16 protein-coding genes are annotated in these 17,285 nt (G+C 71.4%); 8 read left to right on the top strand and 8 right to left on the bottom strand.

What is annotated here, in order from left to right; all coding sequences use genetic code 11:
- Window positions 1-307: 307 nt before the first annotated feature.
- The 3 genes from OG698_RS05135 to OG698_RS05125 form a co-directional block, all read right to left on the bottom strand.
- Window positions 308-1,444, bottom strand: a complete 1,137-nt coding sequence (locus tag OG698_RS05135; protein WP_406101684.1) for a hypothetical protein — start codon at window positions 1,442-1,444, stop codon at window positions 308-310.
- Between the two features lie 95 nt (window positions 1,445-1,539).
- Window positions 1,540-3,192 carry an amidohydrolase gene (locus tag OG698_RS05130; protein ID WP_406101682.1) on the bottom strand — a complete coding sequence of 551 codons (1,653 nt, stop codon included), beginning with the start codon at window positions 3,190-3,192 and terminating at the stop codon, window positions 1,540-1,542.
- A gap of 43 nt (window positions 3,193-3,235) precedes the next feature.
- A complete protein-coding gene (locus tag OG698_RS05125) occupies window positions 3,236-4,657 on the bottom strand; it encodes a purine-cytosine permease family protein (protein ID WP_406101681.1) in 1,422 nt (473 codons plus the stop codon).
- Window positions 4,658-4,808: 151 nt separating this feature from the next.
- On the opposite strand from OG698_RS05125, the gene OG698_RS05120 reads away from it, so the two are divergent.
- From OG698_RS05120 to OG698_RS05110, 3 genes are all read left to right on the top strand, one after another.
- On the top strand, window positions 4,809-5,411 hold the full coding sequence (locus OG698_RS05120; protein ID WP_406101680.1) for a TetR/AcrR family transcriptional regulator: 603 nt from the start codon (window positions 4,809-4,811) through the stop codon (window positions 5,409-5,411).
- 77 nt (window positions 5,412-5,488) lie between these two features.
- Window positions 5,489-6,193 (top strand): ribonuclease H, encoded by a 705-nt coding sequence (locus OG698_RS05115; RefSeq protein ID WP_406101678.1) that lies wholly within the window; start codon window positions 5,489-5,491, stop codon window positions 6,191-6,193.
- 51 nt (window positions 6,194-6,244) lie between these two features.
- Complete coding sequence (locus OG698_RS05110; protein WP_406101676.1) at window positions 6,245-7,069, top strand: 4'-phosphopantetheinyl transferase family protein; 825 nt, start codon at window positions 6,245-6,247, stop codon at window positions 7,067-7,069.
- Here OG698_RS05110 and OG698_RS05105 read toward each other — a convergent pair.
- On the bottom strand, window positions 7,048-7,860 hold the full coding sequence (locus tag OG698_RS05105) for an endo alpha-1,4 polygalactosaminidase (RefSeq protein ID WP_406101674.1): 813 nt from the start codon (window positions 7,858-7,860) through the stop codon (window positions 7,048-7,050). The two genes, OG698_RS05110 and OG698_RS05105, sit on opposite strands and share 22 nt — an antisense overlap.
- A 245-nt stretch (window positions 7,861-8,105) precedes the next feature.
- Here OG698_RS05105 and OG698_RS05100 point away from each other — a divergent pair, with 245 nt between their 5' ends.
- Both OG698_RS05100 and OG698_RS05095 read left to right on the top strand, forming a co-directional pair.
- Window positions 8,106-9,017, top strand: a complete 912-nt coding sequence (locus OG698_RS05100; RefSeq protein ID WP_406110851.1) for a D-2-hydroxyacid dehydrogenase family protein — start codon at window positions 8,106-8,108, stop codon at window positions 9,015-9,017.
- A 100-nt stretch (window positions 9,018-9,117) separates the two neighbouring features.
- Window positions 9,118-10,158, top strand: a complete 1,041-nt coding sequence (locus tag OG698_RS05095; RefSeq protein WP_406101672.1) for a hypothetical protein — start codon at window positions 9,118-9,120, stop codon at window positions 10,156-10,158.
- 53 nt (window positions 10,159-10,211) lie between these two features.
- Here the strand turns inward: OG698_RS05095 and OG698_RS05090 are convergent, their stop codons facing one another.
- The gene (locus OG698_RS05090) at window positions 10,212-11,471 is read right to left on the bottom strand and encodes a hypothetical protein (protein ID WP_406101670.1); all 1,260 of its coding nucleotides are present in this window, start codon (window positions 11,469-11,471) and stop codon (window positions 10,212-10,214) included.
- A 271-nt stretch (window positions 11,472-11,742) separates the two neighbouring features.
- Between OG698_RS05090 and OG698_RS05085 the strand changes: the two genes are divergently transcribed.
- On the top strand, window positions 11,743-12,510 hold the full coding sequence (locus tag OG698_RS05085) for a GntR family transcriptional regulator (RefSeq protein WP_406101669.1): 768 nt from the start codon (window positions 11,743-11,745) through the stop codon (window positions 12,508-12,510).
- Between the two features lie 62 nt (window positions 12,511-12,572).
- The gene (locus OG698_RS05080; protein WP_406101668.1) at window positions 12,573-13,346 is read left to right on the top strand and encodes a sulfite exporter TauE/SafE family protein; all 774 of its coding nucleotides are present in this window, start codon (window positions 12,573-12,575) and stop codon (window positions 13,344-13,346) included.
- 71 nt (window positions 13,347-13,417) lie between these two features.
- On the opposite strand, the gene OG698_RS05075 is transcribed toward OG698_RS05080, so the two are convergent.
- Window positions 13,418-14,281, bottom strand: a complete 864-nt coding sequence (locus OG698_RS05075) for a carbon-nitrogen hydrolase family protein (protein ID WP_406101667.1) — start codon at window positions 14,279-14,281, stop codon at window positions 13,418-13,420.
- Between the two features lie 3 nt (window positions 14,282-14,284).
- Window positions 14,285-15,787 (bottom strand): APC family permease, encoded by a 1,503-nt coding sequence (locus OG698_RS05070; RefSeq protein WP_406101666.1) that lies wholly within the window; start codon window positions 15,785-15,787, stop codon window positions 14,285-14,287.
- Between the two features lie 138 nt (window positions 15,788-15,925).
- Between OG698_RS05070 and OG698_RS05065 the strand changes: the two genes are divergently transcribed.
- On the top strand, window positions 15,926-16,525 hold the full coding sequence (locus tag OG698_RS05065; protein WP_406101665.1) for a TetR/AcrR family transcriptional regulator: 600 nt from the start codon (window positions 15,926-15,928) through the stop codon (window positions 16,523-16,525).
- A gap of 59 nt (window positions 16,526-16,584) precedes the next feature.
- Here the strand turns inward: OG698_RS05065 and OG698_RS05060 are convergent, their stop codons facing one another.
- Window positions 16,585-17,226 carry a MerR family transcriptional regulator gene (locus OG698_RS05060; RefSeq protein ID WP_406101664.1) on the bottom strand — a complete coding sequence of 214 codons (642 nt, stop codon included), beginning with the start codon at window positions 17,224-17,226 and terminating at the stop codon, window positions 16,585-16,587.
- Window positions 17,227-17,285: the final 59 nt, after the last annotated feature.

The raw sequence follows: 17,285 nt of genomic DNA, 5'->3' as shown, positions 1-17,285 counted from the left end.
AATGCGTTTCTTACCGGTGAGGGCTCGGGGCGGTCGTTCTGCTGAGGTCTGCTCTCGGGTGCGGGCTCGGGGCAGGACTGGCAGATGCGTTTTTGGGTGCGGGGCCGCGGGGGCATGTACGTGCTCGCTGTTCTACGGGTGCACGTCAGCCGGCCAATTGCCGGTACGTGGTGCTGGTGGCTCCGCGCGCACATGCCCCACGTTCCCTCCCGTTTCGAACGCGGCTGACCGCCCGGTAGGACTTCGCTGTCTCCGGCCTGTCTCGCACGCGACTGAACGCCTGTGGGGGCTCCGGCCGGGCGGTTTCCTACTGGACCTTTGCCTGGATTGCCGAGATGCACGAGGCGATGGCCTGCTGGAGGTCCTCCAGGCGCTTGAGCATGTCGTCCTCGTAGACGTCGTCCTCGGCGTCGTCGAGGGTGAGCTCCTCGAATACCTTCGTCGCCTTCTGCAGGCTGTTGTAGAACTTCGCCCTGCGCTCCTTCACCCGGAGGTCGGGGTCGCTCTCGACGGTCTTCGTGACGAGCTCGCGGACGCTGTCGTACGCCTCACGCGCCCACTCGCCGGCCTCTTCGTCGTCGTCCAGCTCGTCGATCAGGGAGAGGTGCCGCTCGGCCTCCTCGCGCAGCTCGCGCGGTGCCTCGATCTTCTGTCCCGCCGCTGTCTTGATCTGGCCGTTCTCCGCGATCTGACGCACGTACTCGACCCGGTCGCCGGCCTTCGCCTCGGCGGCCACGGCCTTCTTGAGGTCGTCGGTGCGCACGATGCCCCTCACCAGCTCCGTGCGCAGGGCGGGGTCCTCTTCCAGACGGTCCATGAGGGCCTTCCTGGCCGCCTCGGCGGTGCCGGGGTCGGCGAGGATCGCGGCGCGCAGCGCGGTCGGGTTCTCGGCGACCTCCAAGGCCTTGGTCGGGCGGATGCCCTCGGCCTCGGCGGCCGCCGAGATCGCGTGGCCCCGCGGCGACACGGCGATGGAGCGCGACGCGTAGTACGTCAACCAGGCGTCGGAGTCAGGGAGTTCGACGTCCTGGCCCGGGGTGAGTGCCTCGAAGTGCGGCACGAGACCGTCGTCGGCCGCCTTGTCCCAGGCCTTGTAGTAGCGCATGACGCGCTCCGCCGAGCAGCCCGCCAGCTCGCTGAACCGGCGGGCCGAGATCTTGGGCGTCTCGCCCACGGCCTGCCCGCCGGGACGCACGCTGCGCGCCACCATGAGGGCGAACGCCCAGCCGCCGGTCCGGGCGTAGACGCCGAAGGCCCGCGCGTCCTCGGCGACCAGGTCCGAGACCGGCGCGGCGTCCTCCGGCGTCTCCTCGTCCGGCACGCTCTCCCCGCCCGGCACCCAGATGTTCGCCTCGGCCTCGGCGGGCCCGGCCTGCGCCGGGACGGCCCCCTCGGTCGCGACGTCTGCTGCTGCGGACTCTGTCGGGGCGGTCGCTGAGGTCACGTGGTTCTCCTGAAGCGTCTCGGGCGGACGAAGGCTGACGCGCTACTTTATCCTTCCTAATTGACCGTTTTGTACGCGGGTTCTTGTGTGGGCTCTCAGATGCTGTGCTCGATCTTGCCGCCCACGACGACTGTTTCGGCCACGGTGCCGGGGATGTCCTCGGGTGCGGCGCTCAGGATGTCGCGGGACAGGACCACGAAGTCCGCTGCCTTGCCCACGCTCAGCGAACCCCGCTCGTTCTCAAGGAAGTTGGCGTACGCGGAACCCATTGTGTACCCGTACACCGCGGTCTCCACGTCCACGGTCTCGTCCGGCATCCAGGGCTCGCCGCCGAACAGCGGGCGTCGCGTGACAGCCGTGTAGATGCCGACCATGGGGTCCATCTCGGCCACGTTCCAGTCGCTGGAGAAGGCAAGGACCGCGCCCGACTCGTGGAGGCTGCGCATCGGCCAGGCCTTGTGCCAGCGGTCCGTGCCGACGTTCTCCGCCCAGTCCTTGCCCGGCCCGGCGACCTCGGGGGCGCAGTGCCTGGGCTGCATGCAGGCGACCACGCCCAGCGCCGTGAAGCGCGCGGTGTCGGCCGGGTCGAGGCACTCGACGTGCACGACCTGGTGGCGGGCGTCCCGCTCACCGTTGACCGTACGGGCGTGCTCGACGGAGTCGAGGACCGTGCGGATGCCGCGGTCACCGGTCGCGTGGACGAAGCACTGGAAGCCGCGCGCGTCGAGTTTGGCAAGGAGGTCCGCGAACTCCTCCGGCGGGTAGAAGGTCTCGCCGCGGTGGTGGCCGCACCCCGCGTACGGCTCCAGGAGCGCCGCGGTGCGCGGCTCGACGACGTCGTCGATGTAGAGCTTCAGCGGTCCGACGCGCAGCCGGTCGTCCGCGTGGCGGGCCGCGGCGGCGGCGAAGTCGTCGAGGTCGGCGTCGGTGGTGCCGCGCGGGTGGAAGAGCGCGGCCACGATCCGCGAGCGGAGCCGGCCTTCGGAGCGGGCGCGCTCGAACAGGGCGAGGTCGTCGATCGAGTTCTGCGGTTCGACGACGGTCGTGATGCCGAGGCGGATCGCGTCGTCGAGGGACTTGGCGAGGCGCCCGTACTGACGGTCGGCCGAGGCCCACGGCACGCCGATCTCCTTGAGCGCGCGGTGCCCGTCGCGGGACAGGCCCTTTACCGCGAAGTCCTTGATGAATCCGGTGGGTTCACCGGTCTCGGGGTCGGTCGCGGCCTCGCCGAACGGCAGGCTCGTACGGTCCTTGTCGATGCCGAGGCGGCGCAGCGCGGCCGTGTTCAGCCAGGCGGTGTGCACGTCGTAGCTGAGGACGAACGCGGGGGTGTCGCCGGTCACCGGGTCGAGGTCGGCGGCGGTGGGCATCCGGCCGCCGGGGATCGCCGAGTAGTCGAACGCCTCCGCCTCGATCCAGGCGGCGCCGGGGTGCGCCGCCCGCCACGTGCGGATCCGGTCGTGGATCTCGTCGAGTGTGTCCGCGCCGGCCAGCTGGACGCAGGCGTCGTCGGAGCCGAGCCGTACGTGGTTGTGCGCGTCGATGAAGCCGGGCAGGACCAGCTTCCCGCCGGCGTCGATGACCTCGGTGCCGGGCCCCGTCCAGGCCTCGGCGTCCGCGTCGGCCCCGAGCCAGACGATCTTTCCGTCGCGCACGGCGAGCGCCTGCGCCTCGGGCAGCGCCGGGTCGACGGTGTGGACGCGTGCGCCGCGCAGGACGAGGTCGGCGGGGGCGGGGGAGTGGGACATGAGGGGTAACTCCTGTGGTGATACCGGTGGTTCGGGAGAAGGTCTACGCGGCGGGGGCGACGGTCCGCCGGGCGAGCGCCCAGTACACGAGGGCGGAGACGACCGAGCCGAGCAGCGTCAGGTCGGCACCGCCGAGCGGGGCGACCAGCGGGCCGGTCCAGAGCTCGGAGTCGCAGGTCAGCGAGGCGAAGACGATGCCGGCGAGCAGCGCGACGACCCCGGCCGGGTGGTAGCCGCCCCGGTACCAATAGGCGCCGTCGCGGCCGGTGTGCAGGGACGGGGCGTCGTACCGGCAGCGGCGCATCACCATGTCGGCGAGGAACACGCCGCCCCACGGCGCGAACACGATGATCAGCAGGGACAGGAACGACAGCAGCGAGTCGGTGAAGTCCGTGAGGAACAGGGCGTAGAGCGAGCCGACCACGGTGACGCCCGCGCTGACGAGGATCGCCTTGGACCGGCTCCACGGGATGCCGAGGACCTGGAGGTTCAGGCTCGACGAGTACAGCGTGATGATCGAGTTGGTGACTGAGCCGCCGAGCACCAGGGCGAGGAAGAGCGGCTGGAACCAGCCGGGCAGCAGCCCCTCGGCGCCGGCCACCGCGTCCGACATGTCGGCCTGCGTGGCGGCGGCGACACCCGCGACACCGAGCGCCACCGAGGAGATGAGCCCGCCGAGCGCGCCGCTCCAGGTGATCGACCGCAGCGAGGTGGTGCGCGGCAGGTAGCGGGTGTAGTCGGCGGGCATCGGGACGTACGAGAACGGTCCCGCCAGCATCACGACGAACGCGAGGCTCCAGCCCGAGGCGCCGGGGACGCCGCCGGTCGACGCGCCGGTGTCGGCGCCCGGGATCAGGAAGACGAGGAGTGCGGCGAAGCCCACGGCGAGGAGGTACGCCATCCAGCGCTCGGCGAACTGCACGGTGGCGTGGCCCCACAGGGCGACGGCGAAGGTGAGCACCATCGTGACGGCCAGCGCGAAGGCGCGGGCGGTCGAGCCGTGCCAGCCGAGGTCCGCGCAGAACGCTTCGAGGGCGAGCGCGCCGACCACGGTGTTCACGATCGTGTAGCCGATCGAGACGATCCAGTTGAGCAGGCCGGCGGGCCAGTTCCCGCGGACACCGAAGGGCGCGCGGGAGATCACCAGGGTCGCGGTGCCGGTGCGGATTCCGCTCAGTCCCGCGGCGCTGATCGCGAAGAACGCCAGGCCACCGACGACGACGGCCGCGGTCGCCTGCCAGAACGAGAGCCCGAAGGACACGGCGAGCGCGCCGTTGATGACGTACGTGAAGGTGAGGTTCGAGCCGAACCAGAGCCAGAAGAGGTCCTTCGCCCCGCCGTGCCGCTCCTCGTCGGGGATGGGGTCGATCCCGTGGGTCTCGACCTGGAAGACCTCGTCACCGGTGGCGGCGACCGCCGGTCCGGCCTGCGCGGGTCCGGCCTCCTCGGTGTGCTGCTGTGTCATCCCGCCGTCCTTGAATGTTGTTCTTGAATATCGTTCTAACTTCTTGAACGGCATTCAAGATGCGCCTCCTCGTCCCGTACGTCAAGACCCCTCGCGAAAATCGCCGGATAGGGTCATGGGTGTCGGGATCACGGATCAGGGAGGCGCGGCTGTGGCGGCTACTGCGCGACGGCGCGACGGGCAGGTCGCCCAGGAGCGCATGCTCGAGGAGGCGATGACGGCCATCGCCGAGGACGGCCTGGCATCGCTCACGATGTCGGCGCTCGGCAAGCGCCTCGGCACCAGCGGCGGCCACATCCTGTACTACTTCGGCAGCAAGGACCGCCTCCTCCTCGAAGCCCTGCGCTGGAGCGAGAGCGGCCTGGCCGAGGAACGCAGAGTGCTGCTGTCCCGGCGCGTCACCGCCGAGCGCAAGCTCGACCAGTTCGTCGAGCTGTACCTGCCGCGCGGCCCGCGCGACCCGCGCTGGACGCTGTGGATCGAGCTGTGGGCCCGCACCTCCACCGACGAGGCGCTGCGCCAGGCCCAGGACGAGCTGGACCAGGGCTGGCAGGAGGACCTCGAGACCCTTCTGGACCGGGGGGTCAAGCAGGGGCGGTTCGCCCCCCTCGACACCGCCGAGCGCGCCTCCCAACTCCTCGCCCTGCTCGACGGGTTGAGCACGCGCATCGTGATCGGCCAGCGGGGTGCGGAGCGGTCCGCGGTGCTCGCCTCCGCGCGCTCGGCGGCCGAGCGGCTGGTGGCGCGGGCCTGATCGCCGGTGCGGGCGCGGTCGCGTGCGTGCCAGGGTCGGGCGACGGGGTGCGGCGTCCGCCGCTCACCGGCACTGGCATGATCGGTGTCATGGCAGATCGTGTAATCGCCGCGTGTGACGGGGCGTCGAAAGGAAATCCAGGGCCCGCCGGCTGGGCCTGGGTCGTCGCCGACGGCGGGGAGACCCCGGTTCGCTGGGAGGCGGGCGCGCTGGGCACGGCGACGAACAACGTCGCGGAGCTCACCGCCCTGGAGCGCCTCCTCGCCGCCACGGACCCGGGCGAGCGGCTCGAGGTCCGGATGGACTCCCAGTACGCGATGAAGGCGGTCACGACGTGGCTGCCCGGCTGGAAGCGCAACGGCTGGAAGACCTCGGCGGGCAAGCCGGTCGCCAACCAGGAGCTCGTCACCCGCATCGACGCGCTGCTCGAAGGGCGCGCAGTCGAGTTCCGGTACGTTCCCGCGCACCAGGTCGACGGCGACCGGCTGAACGACTTCGCCGACCGGGCCGCGAGCCAGGCCGCCGTCGTCCAGGAGCCTGCGGGCACCGACTACGGGTCCCCGGAGCCCCCGGCGTCACCCGACACGGTCGCCGGCCCGTCGAAGAGGAAGCCCAAGGCGGGCCCGGCCCGATCGAAGACGGCCTCATCGCGCACGCTCAACGCCAAGTTCCCGGGCCGCTGCGTCTGCGGCCGGTCCTACGCGGCCGGTGAGCCCATCGCCAAGAACCCGAAGGGCTGGGGCCACCCGGAATGCCGTACGGGCGCGGGCGCCGCGGAGTGAGCCGGGCGGGCTGTGGGGCCTGGCGGGTGGCGTGATGAGGGTGGGCTCCCCGTGACCCCGGAACCGGACCTCGCGCGTGAGCCGGACGTCGCCTCCGAGCCGGATCTCGCCCCCGACCCCGCCGTCCCGGCGACTCCGGGTCCCTGGGACGGTCGCCCGTCCCTGTGGCTGCTCAGGACCCCGGAGCATGGAGAGCCGTACCCCCTGCTGGACGACTCCGCTCTCGATGCCGACGAGCGCGCCCGGGCCGCCGCCTTCGTGCGGCGCTCGGACCGCGACCTGTACCTGGCCGCACACATCTCCCTGCGTCGGGTCCTCGGTGCGTGTCTGGGGACCTCGCCGGGGAGTGTCCGGTTCACCCGCGAGCCGTGTCCGCAGTGCGGCGCCCCGCACGGGCGCCCGGCGCTGCCCTGCCCCCGCCCGCCGCTGCACTTCTCCCTCTCGCACTGCGAGGGGCTTGTCCTGATCTGCGTGGCGGGAAGCCCGGTGGGCGTTGATGCCGTGCGGATGCCGGACCCCGGGGCCGTGGACGACCTGGTGAAGGAGCTGCACCCGGCGGAACGCGCCGATCTCGCCGCGCTCCCTGCCGGGTCGCGCGCCGCGGCCTTCTGCCGGGTGTGGTCCCGCAAGGAGGCCTACCTCAAGGGCGTCGGCGTCGGCCTGGGGCGTGCACTGGACGCGGACTACGTGGGTGACCGTCCACGCCACGGCGCCGTCCACCCTTCCGGCTGGTCCCTGCGCTCGCTCGACCTCGGACCGCAGCGCGGCACGCACGCCGCCGCGGTGGCCCTGCGGGACACCGTGCTCCCCGTCCCCGTCATGCGTGTCCTGCCCGACGCGTACCCGCACACCCCTCAACAGGTGCGCCGCACGTAGCCGTTGCTGCCGGGAGTCGTCACGTCGTGGTCCCTGCGCACGATGTCCAAGCGCTTTCCGAATGCGCTACAGGCCTTGCGCAGGCCGGTGTCGGTGTACTCGATCACCACGACCCGGTCGTCGAAGGCCTCGGCGTACACACCGCACTCGTCGTAGGCGCCGCATTCCTCGGCGACGGCGAAGTCGACCCCCAACCGGTGGCCGTCGGGGGCCAGTTCGGCCGTGTTCTTCTGGCCGACGGCGAGCCCGGCCCGGTGTGCGCGCCTCACCAGCAACGACATGAACGCCTTTGCGTCGCGGGCGCTCAGCAGCCCCTTCGAGCGTGTGTAGCTGTCGTAGTTGTCCGGCTCGACCGCGTCGAAGCCATGGTCGGCGCACCCGTCGATCCAGGGGCCGACGCGGGCGGCCACCCGCTCACGCTTGTCCGGCGTGCCGATGTCCAGGAGCGGCTCGTCCCAGTCCTGGTCGATCACGACCCGGCCGTTCCGGTCGCGCAGCAGCAAGTCGGCGGGCCAGTCGTCCCGTTCGTCGGGCTGGGCCTGGAAGGCGTTGACGTAACACATGTTGTACAGGCCGGGGGCGGGCCGAGCCGCCCGGTCGCGGCTCACGACACCGACGCCCTTCGCGGGCGGATAGGCACCACCGATCTGGTAGTCGAAACCCGCGTGCCGGGGCGGCGGACTCCAGTCCGGGCCTTCGCTCTTCGCGTCGCCGGACGAGCACCCCACGCTGAGCGGGAACAGCAGGGTGGCGACCAGGACATGGATGAGTACGTTCGTGCGTGACGCCATGCCGTATTCCATCATCAGGTTCAGGAATTGCCCTAAGAGGTGAGCCGGGGGCGGTCCAGCACCGGGTCCACACCCGAATTGTCCGTGCGTCGACTCGGCAGGTGTACAGGTGTGCTCGGCCCGAGGTCGTCGCACGGTGACCGCGAGGAGCCATTAGTGTTTCCGGTACCGGATCTTTCAGGGGAGTTGCGTTGACCAGACTGCGCTGCGCCGTGCTCGACGACTACCAAGGCGTGGCCTTGTCCATGGCGGACTGGACCAGAGTCGGGACGGACGTCGAAGTCCGTTCCCTGCAACGCCACTTGCCGACCGAGGACGCCGTCGTCGCGGCGGTCGGCGACTGCGAGATCGTGGTCGCGATGAGGGAGCGCACACCCTTCACGGACACCCTCTTCGCCCGCCTCCCGCAGCTGCGTCTCCTGATCACCTCGGGGATGCGCAACGCGTCCATCGACCTGGCCGCAGCGGCTCGGCACGGAGTCACGGTGTGCGGCACCGCCAGCAACTCCGAGCCGGCCGTCGAACTGACGTGGGCGATCATTCTCGGCCTCGCCCGGAGCCTGGTGCGCGAGAGCACCGCCCTGCGGGACATGGGCCCCTGGCAGAGCACACTCGGCGCCGACCTGCACGGACGCCGCCTCGGCCTCCTGGGGCTCGGGAAGATCGGGATCAAGGTCGCCCGCGTCGGCCAGGCCTTCGGCATGGAGGTGGCCGCGTGGAGCGAGAACCTCACCGAAGAGCGCGCCGCGGCCGCCGGTGTCACCCTCGCGCCCTCCAAGGAGGAGCTCCTGGAGAGCAGCGACTTCGTCTCCGTCCACCTCGTACTCAGTGACCGCACGCGCGGCCTGGTCGGCGCGGACGAACTCAAGCGCATGCGCCCCACCGCCTACCTGGTCAACACCTCGCGCGCCGCGATCGTCGACCAGGACGCGATGGTGCGCGCCCTGCACGACGGCCGGATCGCGGGCGCCGGCGCCGATGTCTTCGAGACGGAACCGCTCCCGGCCGGCCACCCCCTGCGCAGCGCCCCGAACTTCCTCGGCTTGCCGCACCTCGGCTATGTCACCCGCCGCAACTACGAGGGCTACTTCGAGGGCGCGGTCGAGGACATCGAGGCGTTCCTGGCGGGGAGCCCGGTCCGCACGATGACGGCCTGAGCCGGGAGAGGGGCGGCTCGGCCCGGGCGCGGGGCGAACAGGCGGGCCGGGTAGGGTCCGGCGGTACATGTGAGGCCACGGGGGCCGCACGGTTTCGGTGGTGACGGGGGCAGGGACGATGCGGCGCTGGATCAAGGTGGCGGTGGCGGCAGCGGCCGTCGTCGGCCTGGGTGGCTACATGGCCGAGCCGTACGCGCAGGACTGGTGGCTCGTCGGACACGCCTGCGACGGGGCCCTGCCCCGCGACTCCGTCGCACAACTCACGCCTGACGACGCGCAGTTCATGGAGGAGGAGTCGCGCCGGATTCCGGAACTCGGCTTCTACGGGTGCAGCCTCGCGTTCGACGGGGACGACGCCGAGGGTGTGACACTGGTCGCCATGTCGGCGTACACCGGCCGTGACGACCAGGACCGGGAGTTCAAGAGGGCTTTCCCGGAGGGCGGCTTCACACCGAACGCCGTGCTGTCGGGCGGGCTGCCCGGAACAGTCGACGACGCCGGGGTCGTGCGGATCGTGACGCAGTGTCCGGCGCTGGGCAAGGACGCCGAGGGCCGGCCGCGGAAGATGCTGGTCCGCGTCGGGACGTTCGGGGACGTCGACCGGAGTGCTCTCGGGGCCGTCTACCGTACGACCGTGGCCCTGGCCAACTCGGCCTCGAAGCGCCTCAGTTGCGGCGCCCGCCCCCTCAAGGTGCCGCACGGGACCACCGGGTTCGACACCGAGGAGCGATGGCGGCGAACCGTGTCCCCGGCGCAGGCGGAAGGCACCGGGTGTGACTGGCTGGCCCGAGCCGGTCTCGCGAAGGGCGAGGGATGGCGCCTCGCGGCAGAGGCGAACGACACGGCGCCCACGAGCGTCTGCGACCTGCGCAGAGAACAGGGCGACGGTGCGGGCCGGGCCGGGATGACGTTCGGCGCCTGGTACGGGGACTGGAGCAGCCGCCTCACGGCATCGGACGACAACGGCGAACGCCGGCCCCTGACTGCCACGGCCCGCTGCGACGGTGAGGCGGCCAACTTCGCGCTCGACGCGACGAAGGACACCCTCGGCGTCGACAAAGCGGAACGGCGACGACTGCTCAAGGCGTTCGCCGAGGACCAGGTGCGGCGGCGCGGCTGCTCCGGACTGCGGTTCTTCTGAGCGACAGCGACGTAGCCTCGGCTCTTCTGAGCCGGAGCGACGCGGCGCTCCTGTCAGAAACGCTGGACGGAGACCAGCCACAGGGCCCGCACGTAGAAGTCGTCCATCAACTGCCGCATGGCCGCAGCTCGTTGGGAAGGCACGCCGCGCTCCTTCGCCCACCGGTCGAGCACCGTGAACATCTGGCGCCGGCCGTCCATCACGTCGCCGCGCAGTGGTCCCGACGGGGTTCGGTCGGCGATGTCGCCCATCGGTGGGCGGGTCGTGAGCCGGTGTGACGCGGGCCGGAAGGTGCCGCGGCTGTGCTTGCGTACCGACGCGTCGAACGCCGCGACGTCCTGGATCGTGCGGTCCTTCGCGTAACCGGACCGCAGCGCCATGAGGGTGCCGATGTGGTCGGCCAGGTCCTGGAGATCGTTGTCGGTCCAGGTCGTGGGGGTCCCGTACTTGTCTCCGGGGCGGTACGAGGGGTCGCCGCCCTGGCGGGTCAGCCGCTCCAGGTAGTGCGCGAGCTGGGCGCGGTGCGCGTCGTAGAGGATGGCGAACGCCTCGGGGTTCTTGGCGAGTTCGGCGACCAGCGCGGGGATGTCGGCGGTCACGTCCCTGTACTGGTCCCCGTACTCGAAGGTGGCGTGGGCCTCGCCCGGGGAGAGGAAACGGCCCAGCCGGACCCAGCCGTGACTGTCCAGGGCGGCTTCGGCCGGGGGCGCGGCGGGTCCGGTCGTATCGTCTGCCCCGATCCCACCGAAGTCGTCGTCGCGGAGGGCGTCCACCTCGTACTCGGCGATCATCCGGGCCACCGCGGGTGCCAGGCGGGCCGGGATCTCGCGGGCGCCGAGGGCCGCGGCGACGGCGTAGGCGCTGCGGGCCTGCGCCATGGTGTGCGGCTTTCCGGGCCCGGACGCGCGGGTGCCCGCGTCAATGACCCGGCCGAGGACGCGGGCCCCGTCCCCGCAGAACCCGTCGTGCGCGAGAAGCTGCCTCGCACCACCGATACGGTCCAGGCTGTCACCGGGGTCCAGTGCCTCGGTGGCGGCGGCGGGATCTTCGGCGAGGGCGCGTGTCCTGTCGGACACCACGGTGCAGGGTTCGGCGTCGGCACCGGATCCGGCGAGGACCAGCGGGACGGCGACCGCTGCGACGACGGCGACCGCCACCGCCGAGGACAACAGCCGGTGAGCACGCAACGGGCCGGTCAGGCGCCGCAGCGCAGTGGCACCGGCGCCGTTCTCCGGTGTCGCGTCGCCGTGCTCGTCATTGCCCTTGCGGTCCTTCTCGCTCACGGCGCTGCCGTCGCTTCCCCCATCGCGCATCCGGGCAGAGTAGCGACCGGCAGGTGTCGGGGCATCGGCGGGGGAGCGCACCGAGGGCAGGGCTTCCTTGAGGAACGCGCGCATCCCACATCCGACGCCGGGTATGTAGGTGTGCTGCCCGGCGAAACCCGGAAATCCGACCGCGAAACCGCAGCTCAGTGGTTTTCGCAGGTCAGCATGGGTGGCGTAACTTCGGCGTAACACGGCAGGTGAGGGCGGTGGGGTAGCTTCGGGTCCGGAATGCAGGTGACGAACGGTGGTGAACCGCCCCATGCGTGATGAACATCCCCCGCACCCCGGTGGCACCCCGCCCCGTGCCGAGCGGGCGCGGCGGGTCGCCGACACGCTTCGGCAGCAGATCACCTCAGGCGTCTACGAACACGGGATGCTGCCCGACGAACGCGAGCTCGGCCACGCGCTCGGCGCCACCCGCAACGTCGTCAGGGAGGCCCTCGCGCTGCTGAGCGACGAGGGGCTGATCGTCCGTAGGCGTGGCATCGGGACCCGCATCGTGACGGCGAAGTACGGGCACGGCCTTGAACGACTCACCGGCCTCGCGGAGACGCTCGTCGACTACGGCACCGTGACCAACGAGGTGCGCGCGGCCAGGATCGTGCCGCACGCGCCGAACGCGGTCACCGAACGGCTCCGGCTGTCCGACGGATCCGAGGCCGTGTACCTCGAACGCCTGCGGAGCCTGGACGGCCGCCCCCTCTCCGTCGACTCGACCTGGCTCGCCCCCGGCATCGGCCGGCCCCTCCTCGACTGTGATCTGGCCCACCGGGATGTCTTCGACCTCATCGAGGAGACGACGGGGCACCGGCTCGGCAGCGCGGAGGTCACCGTGCATGCCGTCACCGCCGAGCCGGACACCGCGCGGCTCCTCGAAATCCCCGCGGGTGCCGCCCTGTTCGCGATCGACCGCCTCACGTGTCTTGCCGACGGCCGTCCCGTCGACGCGGAGACCCTGCGCGTGCGCGCCGACCGGTTCGCCCTGCACGCCCTGGTCCACCGGGGACCCGTACCGCCTCGTTCCTGACCGAAGTCCCCCCGCACCGGATCCAAGTCCCGCGCACCCACCGCCCTGTTCCGGAGTCCCCCATGCCCATGCAGCTCGACGTCCTCACCCTGGTGCTCCTCGCCCTGTTCGGGCTCGCGGGAGGCATCGGGATCACCGCGGTGGGGCCCGGGGGTGTGCTGCCCACGATCGGGATGTTCCTGCTGACGGGGCTCTCCCCGGCAGGCGTCGCGGGCACAGCCATCGCGACCCACGTGGCGACCGGCGCGCTCGGCACCGCCGCGTACACGCGCTCGGGGCAGCTGCGGGACGCGGTCACGCGGCGCACGGCAACGGTCCTCGCCGTGGCCGCCCTCGTCGGCACACCTCTCGGTGTCGTGCTCAACACCCTTGTCACGGGACGGGGGTTCGGGATGCTGCTCGCGTGCGCCGTCACGGTGACGGGTGTCCTGGTGTGGGTGCGCGAGCGCCGCACGCGGGTCGCGGGGAGCGAGCCGGTCAGCGTGCCGCTGACGCGGATTGTCCTGGTGGGCTTCGGAGTTGCAGTCGTGGCCGGGCTCTTCGGCCTCGGCGGTCCGATGCTGAGCGTGCCGCTCCTGGTCGTCTGCGGACTCCCGGCGCTCTCCGCACTGGCCGCGGCGCAGGCACAGTCCGTGGTGATCGCGGCGATCGGCACGGTCGGGTACGTGCTGCACGGCTCCGTCGACTGGGGGCTCGCCGCGCTGGTCGGAGTACCGGAGCTGGCCGGCGTGATGGTGGGATGGAAGATCGCCCACGCTGTCCCGGCGCGCCGCCTCAAGTACGCCCTCGTAGGAACACTCCTGGTGCTGGCTCCGTATCTCGCGTTCCACTCCTGATCCTCGGCTTCCAGTGCTGAGGTCCGGGCCCGCCCTCCGGACGGTCGAAGGGTGGGCCCGGGACGGGGAGTTCAGCCCCGATGAGGACGCGGCTGGAACGAGCCGCCGTACATCGGCAGTTGCACACTGGAGCCGTACCTGTCCAGCTGGGCCCAGGGCCGGTTGAGGCCCGAGGAGCCGAACTCGCGGACGCGGGTGACGGCGTCCAGGTCGAGGACGTCCGCGAGGAGTTCCTGGCCGGGGCCCGCCTGCTGGCGGACGGTGCCCTCGGGGTCGACGATGACGCTGCTGCCCACGGCGGCGGGGTCCGCGGCGTTGACGTTCACCACGTACACCTGGTTCGTCCAGGCGTTGGCGCGGGCGCAGACGATCTCCATGTCGCGGTCCCTCGTGGTGGTGAGGGTGGGCTGGACGATCACTTCGGCGCCCAGCCAGGCGAGCTGGCGCGCGGTCTCCGGGAACGAGCCGTCGTAACAGATCGCGAGGCCGATCCTGCCGATGTCCGGGATGTCGAAGACGACGAACTCGCTGCCGGGCGCCGTCGTCTCGTAGGGCTGCCAGGGGAAGACCTTGCGGTAGCGGGCGGCGATCTCGCCCTGCGGGGAGACCGCGAGGGCGGTGTTGTAGACGGTGCCGTCGGCGACCCGCTCGTAGACGCTTCCGGGTATCAGCCACAGGCCCGTCTCGCGGGCGAGGTCGCAGATCCGGTCGGTGAGCGGTCCTGGGACGGTGACGGCCACCTTGTCCATCCAGTCCTCGCGGGCGTCGAACAGCGGCGCCTCCGCGGACAGCATCAGCTCGGGAAGCACGACGAGCTGGACGTGCGGAAGCATGGCGCGGGTCGCGCGGACACGGTCGGCGAACAGCGCCCACGTGGCCTCGGGATCGAAGGGGACGGGGGCGGTCTGTACGGCGGCGATGCTGAGTGTGCGCATGGATCAGTCCTCGGTGACAGTCAGTCGGGTGACGGCGGTGCGGCCGTCGCGGAAGAAGAGGCGGAAGCGGTGGCGCAGCGCAAGCATCACGACCAGGCCGAGCAGGACGGAGCCGAGGCCCAGCAGGAGTACGCCGCCGACGCCGAACAGTGAGGTGGAGCCGTACGAGGGGTCGGTCATGTCGACCGCACTGCGGACGAACGCGGCGAGCATCATCAGCCCGCCCGCGAGCGGCAGCACCCCCTTGAGGAGCGCGTCCCGCCAGGAGCGGCGCAGCCGGCCACGGAACAGCCAGGCGCAGGCCAGGCCCGTCACGCCGTAATAGAGCGCGATGAGCAGGCCGATGGAGAGGATCGCGTCGCCGAGGAAGGCGGGCGAGAGCCAGGTCAGGCCCGCGAGGAGAACCGCGGCCGCCGTGCCCATGAAGACGGTGCCGAAGGACGGCGTGCGATGGCGCGGGTGGATGCGGGCGAACGCCCGGGGCAGCGCGCCGTGGACGCTCATCGAGAGCGTGGCCCGCGAGCTGCCGACGACGCAGGTGAGCAGGGCGGCGATCGCGGAGACACAGACGGCGAGCTGGACGCCCTTCGCGAGCGCTGTGCCGAGGACGGGCGGTCCGAGGGCGGACAGGACGTCGGCCGCGTTGCCGGCGTTGCCGAGCCCCAGGCCCGAAGTGCCCGTCCCGGCGAAGCTGATCGCGGCGACCGCCGTGAACAGGTACGTGACCAGGAGGACGAGCGTCGAGATGAGCGCGGCCTTGCCGGGGGTGCGCTCGCTGTCGCGGGTCTCCTCGTTGACGGTGAGCAGCGCGTCCCAGCCCCAGTAGATGTAGAGGCAGAGCAGGACCGCCTTGGCGAACGCGCCGAAGCTGTCGAAGCCGAACGGGTCGAACCAGCCGAGCGACGGCGTGAGCGCGCCGTGCCGGGCGAGGGCGGCGGCGCCGAAGGCGAAGAGGGCGACGAGTTGAAGCCCGAGCAGGACGTATTGGACGACTGCGGCGAGCTGGAGGCCGCGGTACGCGATGACGGTGATGGCCCCGATCAGGAGCGCCGCGGTGACGGCGACCGCGGTCTCGTCGGAGGCCAGTGAGTCGAGGCCGAGGAGCCCCAGTAGGTAACCGGCGCCCACCTGCGAGAGCGCGGCCATGGCTGTGACCGTGGCGAACTGGGTGACCCAGCCGCCCAGAAGCCAGCCGGACGACGGGCCGAAGGCGCGCGTCGTCCACACGAAGGTGGTCCCGCAGTCCGGCATCTCCTTGTTGAGCTCGCGGAAGGCGAACGCCGTCAGCAGGATCGGCACGAATCCGAGGAGCAGCGCGGCGGGTGCGAGGTGGCCGACGGCCACCGTCACGAAGCCGAGGGTCACGGCGATGCTGTAGGCGGGGGCGACCGAGGAGAGGCCGAGCGCCACGGAGGCGAGCAGTCCGACGGACCCGCTCCGCAGGCCCTTGGAGGGCGGCGGGGACGTGGTGGTGGGGGCGAGGGTCTGAGGGGGATCAGGGTTCACGGCGGCCTTCTGGTCGGCGGCGACGTTTCGTTAAACGCAGATTTAACGAACGGGCCCTGAGGCCTGTCAAGGACGGGTTCGGTATCTTTACTTCGTCATCAGTGAATCGGGTTGGACCCGGGTCGGACGGAGGCGGTCGTGGGGCGGCGCAAGGACCAGGAGGCGCGGCGTGCGCAACTGCACCAGGCCACGCTGCGCGCACTGCACAGCAGGGGTCTCGAAGGTCTGCGGCTGCGCGATGTCGCCGAGGAGGCGGGGGTCACGTCGGCCGCGGTGCTCTACTACTACGACGATCTCGACGAGCTGATGTACGAGACGTTCCAGCGGGCGATCGAGCGCTTCAGCCGTGAGCGCGAGGAGAGCGCCGAGAAGTTCCCGGACGCCCGCGACCGGCTGAGGGCCTGCGTCGAGCACGGCGTCGCCGACGGGCCCGACGACCTGCTGCCCCGGCTGCTCTTCGAGTACTGGCCGCGCAGCCTGCGTGACCCCCGCGCGGCCACTCTCGACGCCACGCTGACGGAGCGTCAAATTACTGTGTACTACGCCACGTTGGTCCTCGGCGAGGCGCAGGGGCACTTCACGCTCGCCGAGCCCGCAGGTCAACTGGCCGCCGGATTCGTCGCGATGGAGGACGGCTTCCAGATGGAGGTGCTCGCGGGACGCCGCACACGTACCGAGGTGATCGCCATGCTGCACGCGTACGCCCGGATGGCTACGGGGTTCGACCCGTCGGCGTGAGGCGGCGCGTACCGGCGCGCAGGGTCACACTCCTCGTAGCCCCGCAGTCCGCGTAGCCGTCACAGCCCGAACCGGCGCGCCGACTGCTCCTCCTGCGCCAGCCTGCGCAGCGTGAGCAGGACCGGCTCGTACAGAATCGCCGCAGCGACCGCGATCTCGACCTTCTCCACTTCCTCGGAGAAGGTGTCGAGCCGGTCGATGTCGTGCTCGGCGACGCGCTCCATGTGCCGTGCGTACGGGGCGAGTTCGGGCGTTCCGCAGGTGTAGCCGAGGCGGTTGAGCGTGGCGACCGTCGTGACGAGGGTGCGGTACGAGGGGGAGAGGCTGCCGATCTCGCGCGCGGTGTCCCAGCCGAGTTCCTCGAGGAGCCGGTCGACGGCCGAGGTCGCCTCGACCGTCGCCGGGTCGTCCCCGGGCGCCTCCGGCGGCTGCGGCAGCGCCCACAGGGCCGCGCCCAGGCGGATCGTGCGGCCCAGCGAGTCGTCGTCCACCGCCGCGAGCACCTCGCGAGCGGTCGCCACCGGCACCCGGCCGACCTGGATCAGGGCCCGTACGAGACGCAGCCGGCGCAGGTGGGAGTCGTCGTACTCGGCCTGTGTGGCCGTGATCCGCCGCCCAGGGGGCAGGAGTTGCTCCCGCAGGTAGTACTTGATGGTGGGGATGGAGACCCCGCTCAGCTCGCTGAGTTCCGCGAGTCGCATCTCTTGCACCCTTCCTTGGGCAGTGCCACTATCCAAGCATGGGTGTCTGGGTAGCGGAA

Origin of the sequence: Streptomyces sp. NBC_01003 (genome assembly GCF_045162695.1) — a bacterium.
Classification (GTDB): domain Bacteria; phylum Actinomycetota; class Actinomycetes; order Streptomycetales; family Streptomycetaceae; genus Streptomyces.
Note: the sequence above shows the minus strand (reverse complement) of the source record. Positions and strands in the feature narration are given on the sequence as shown.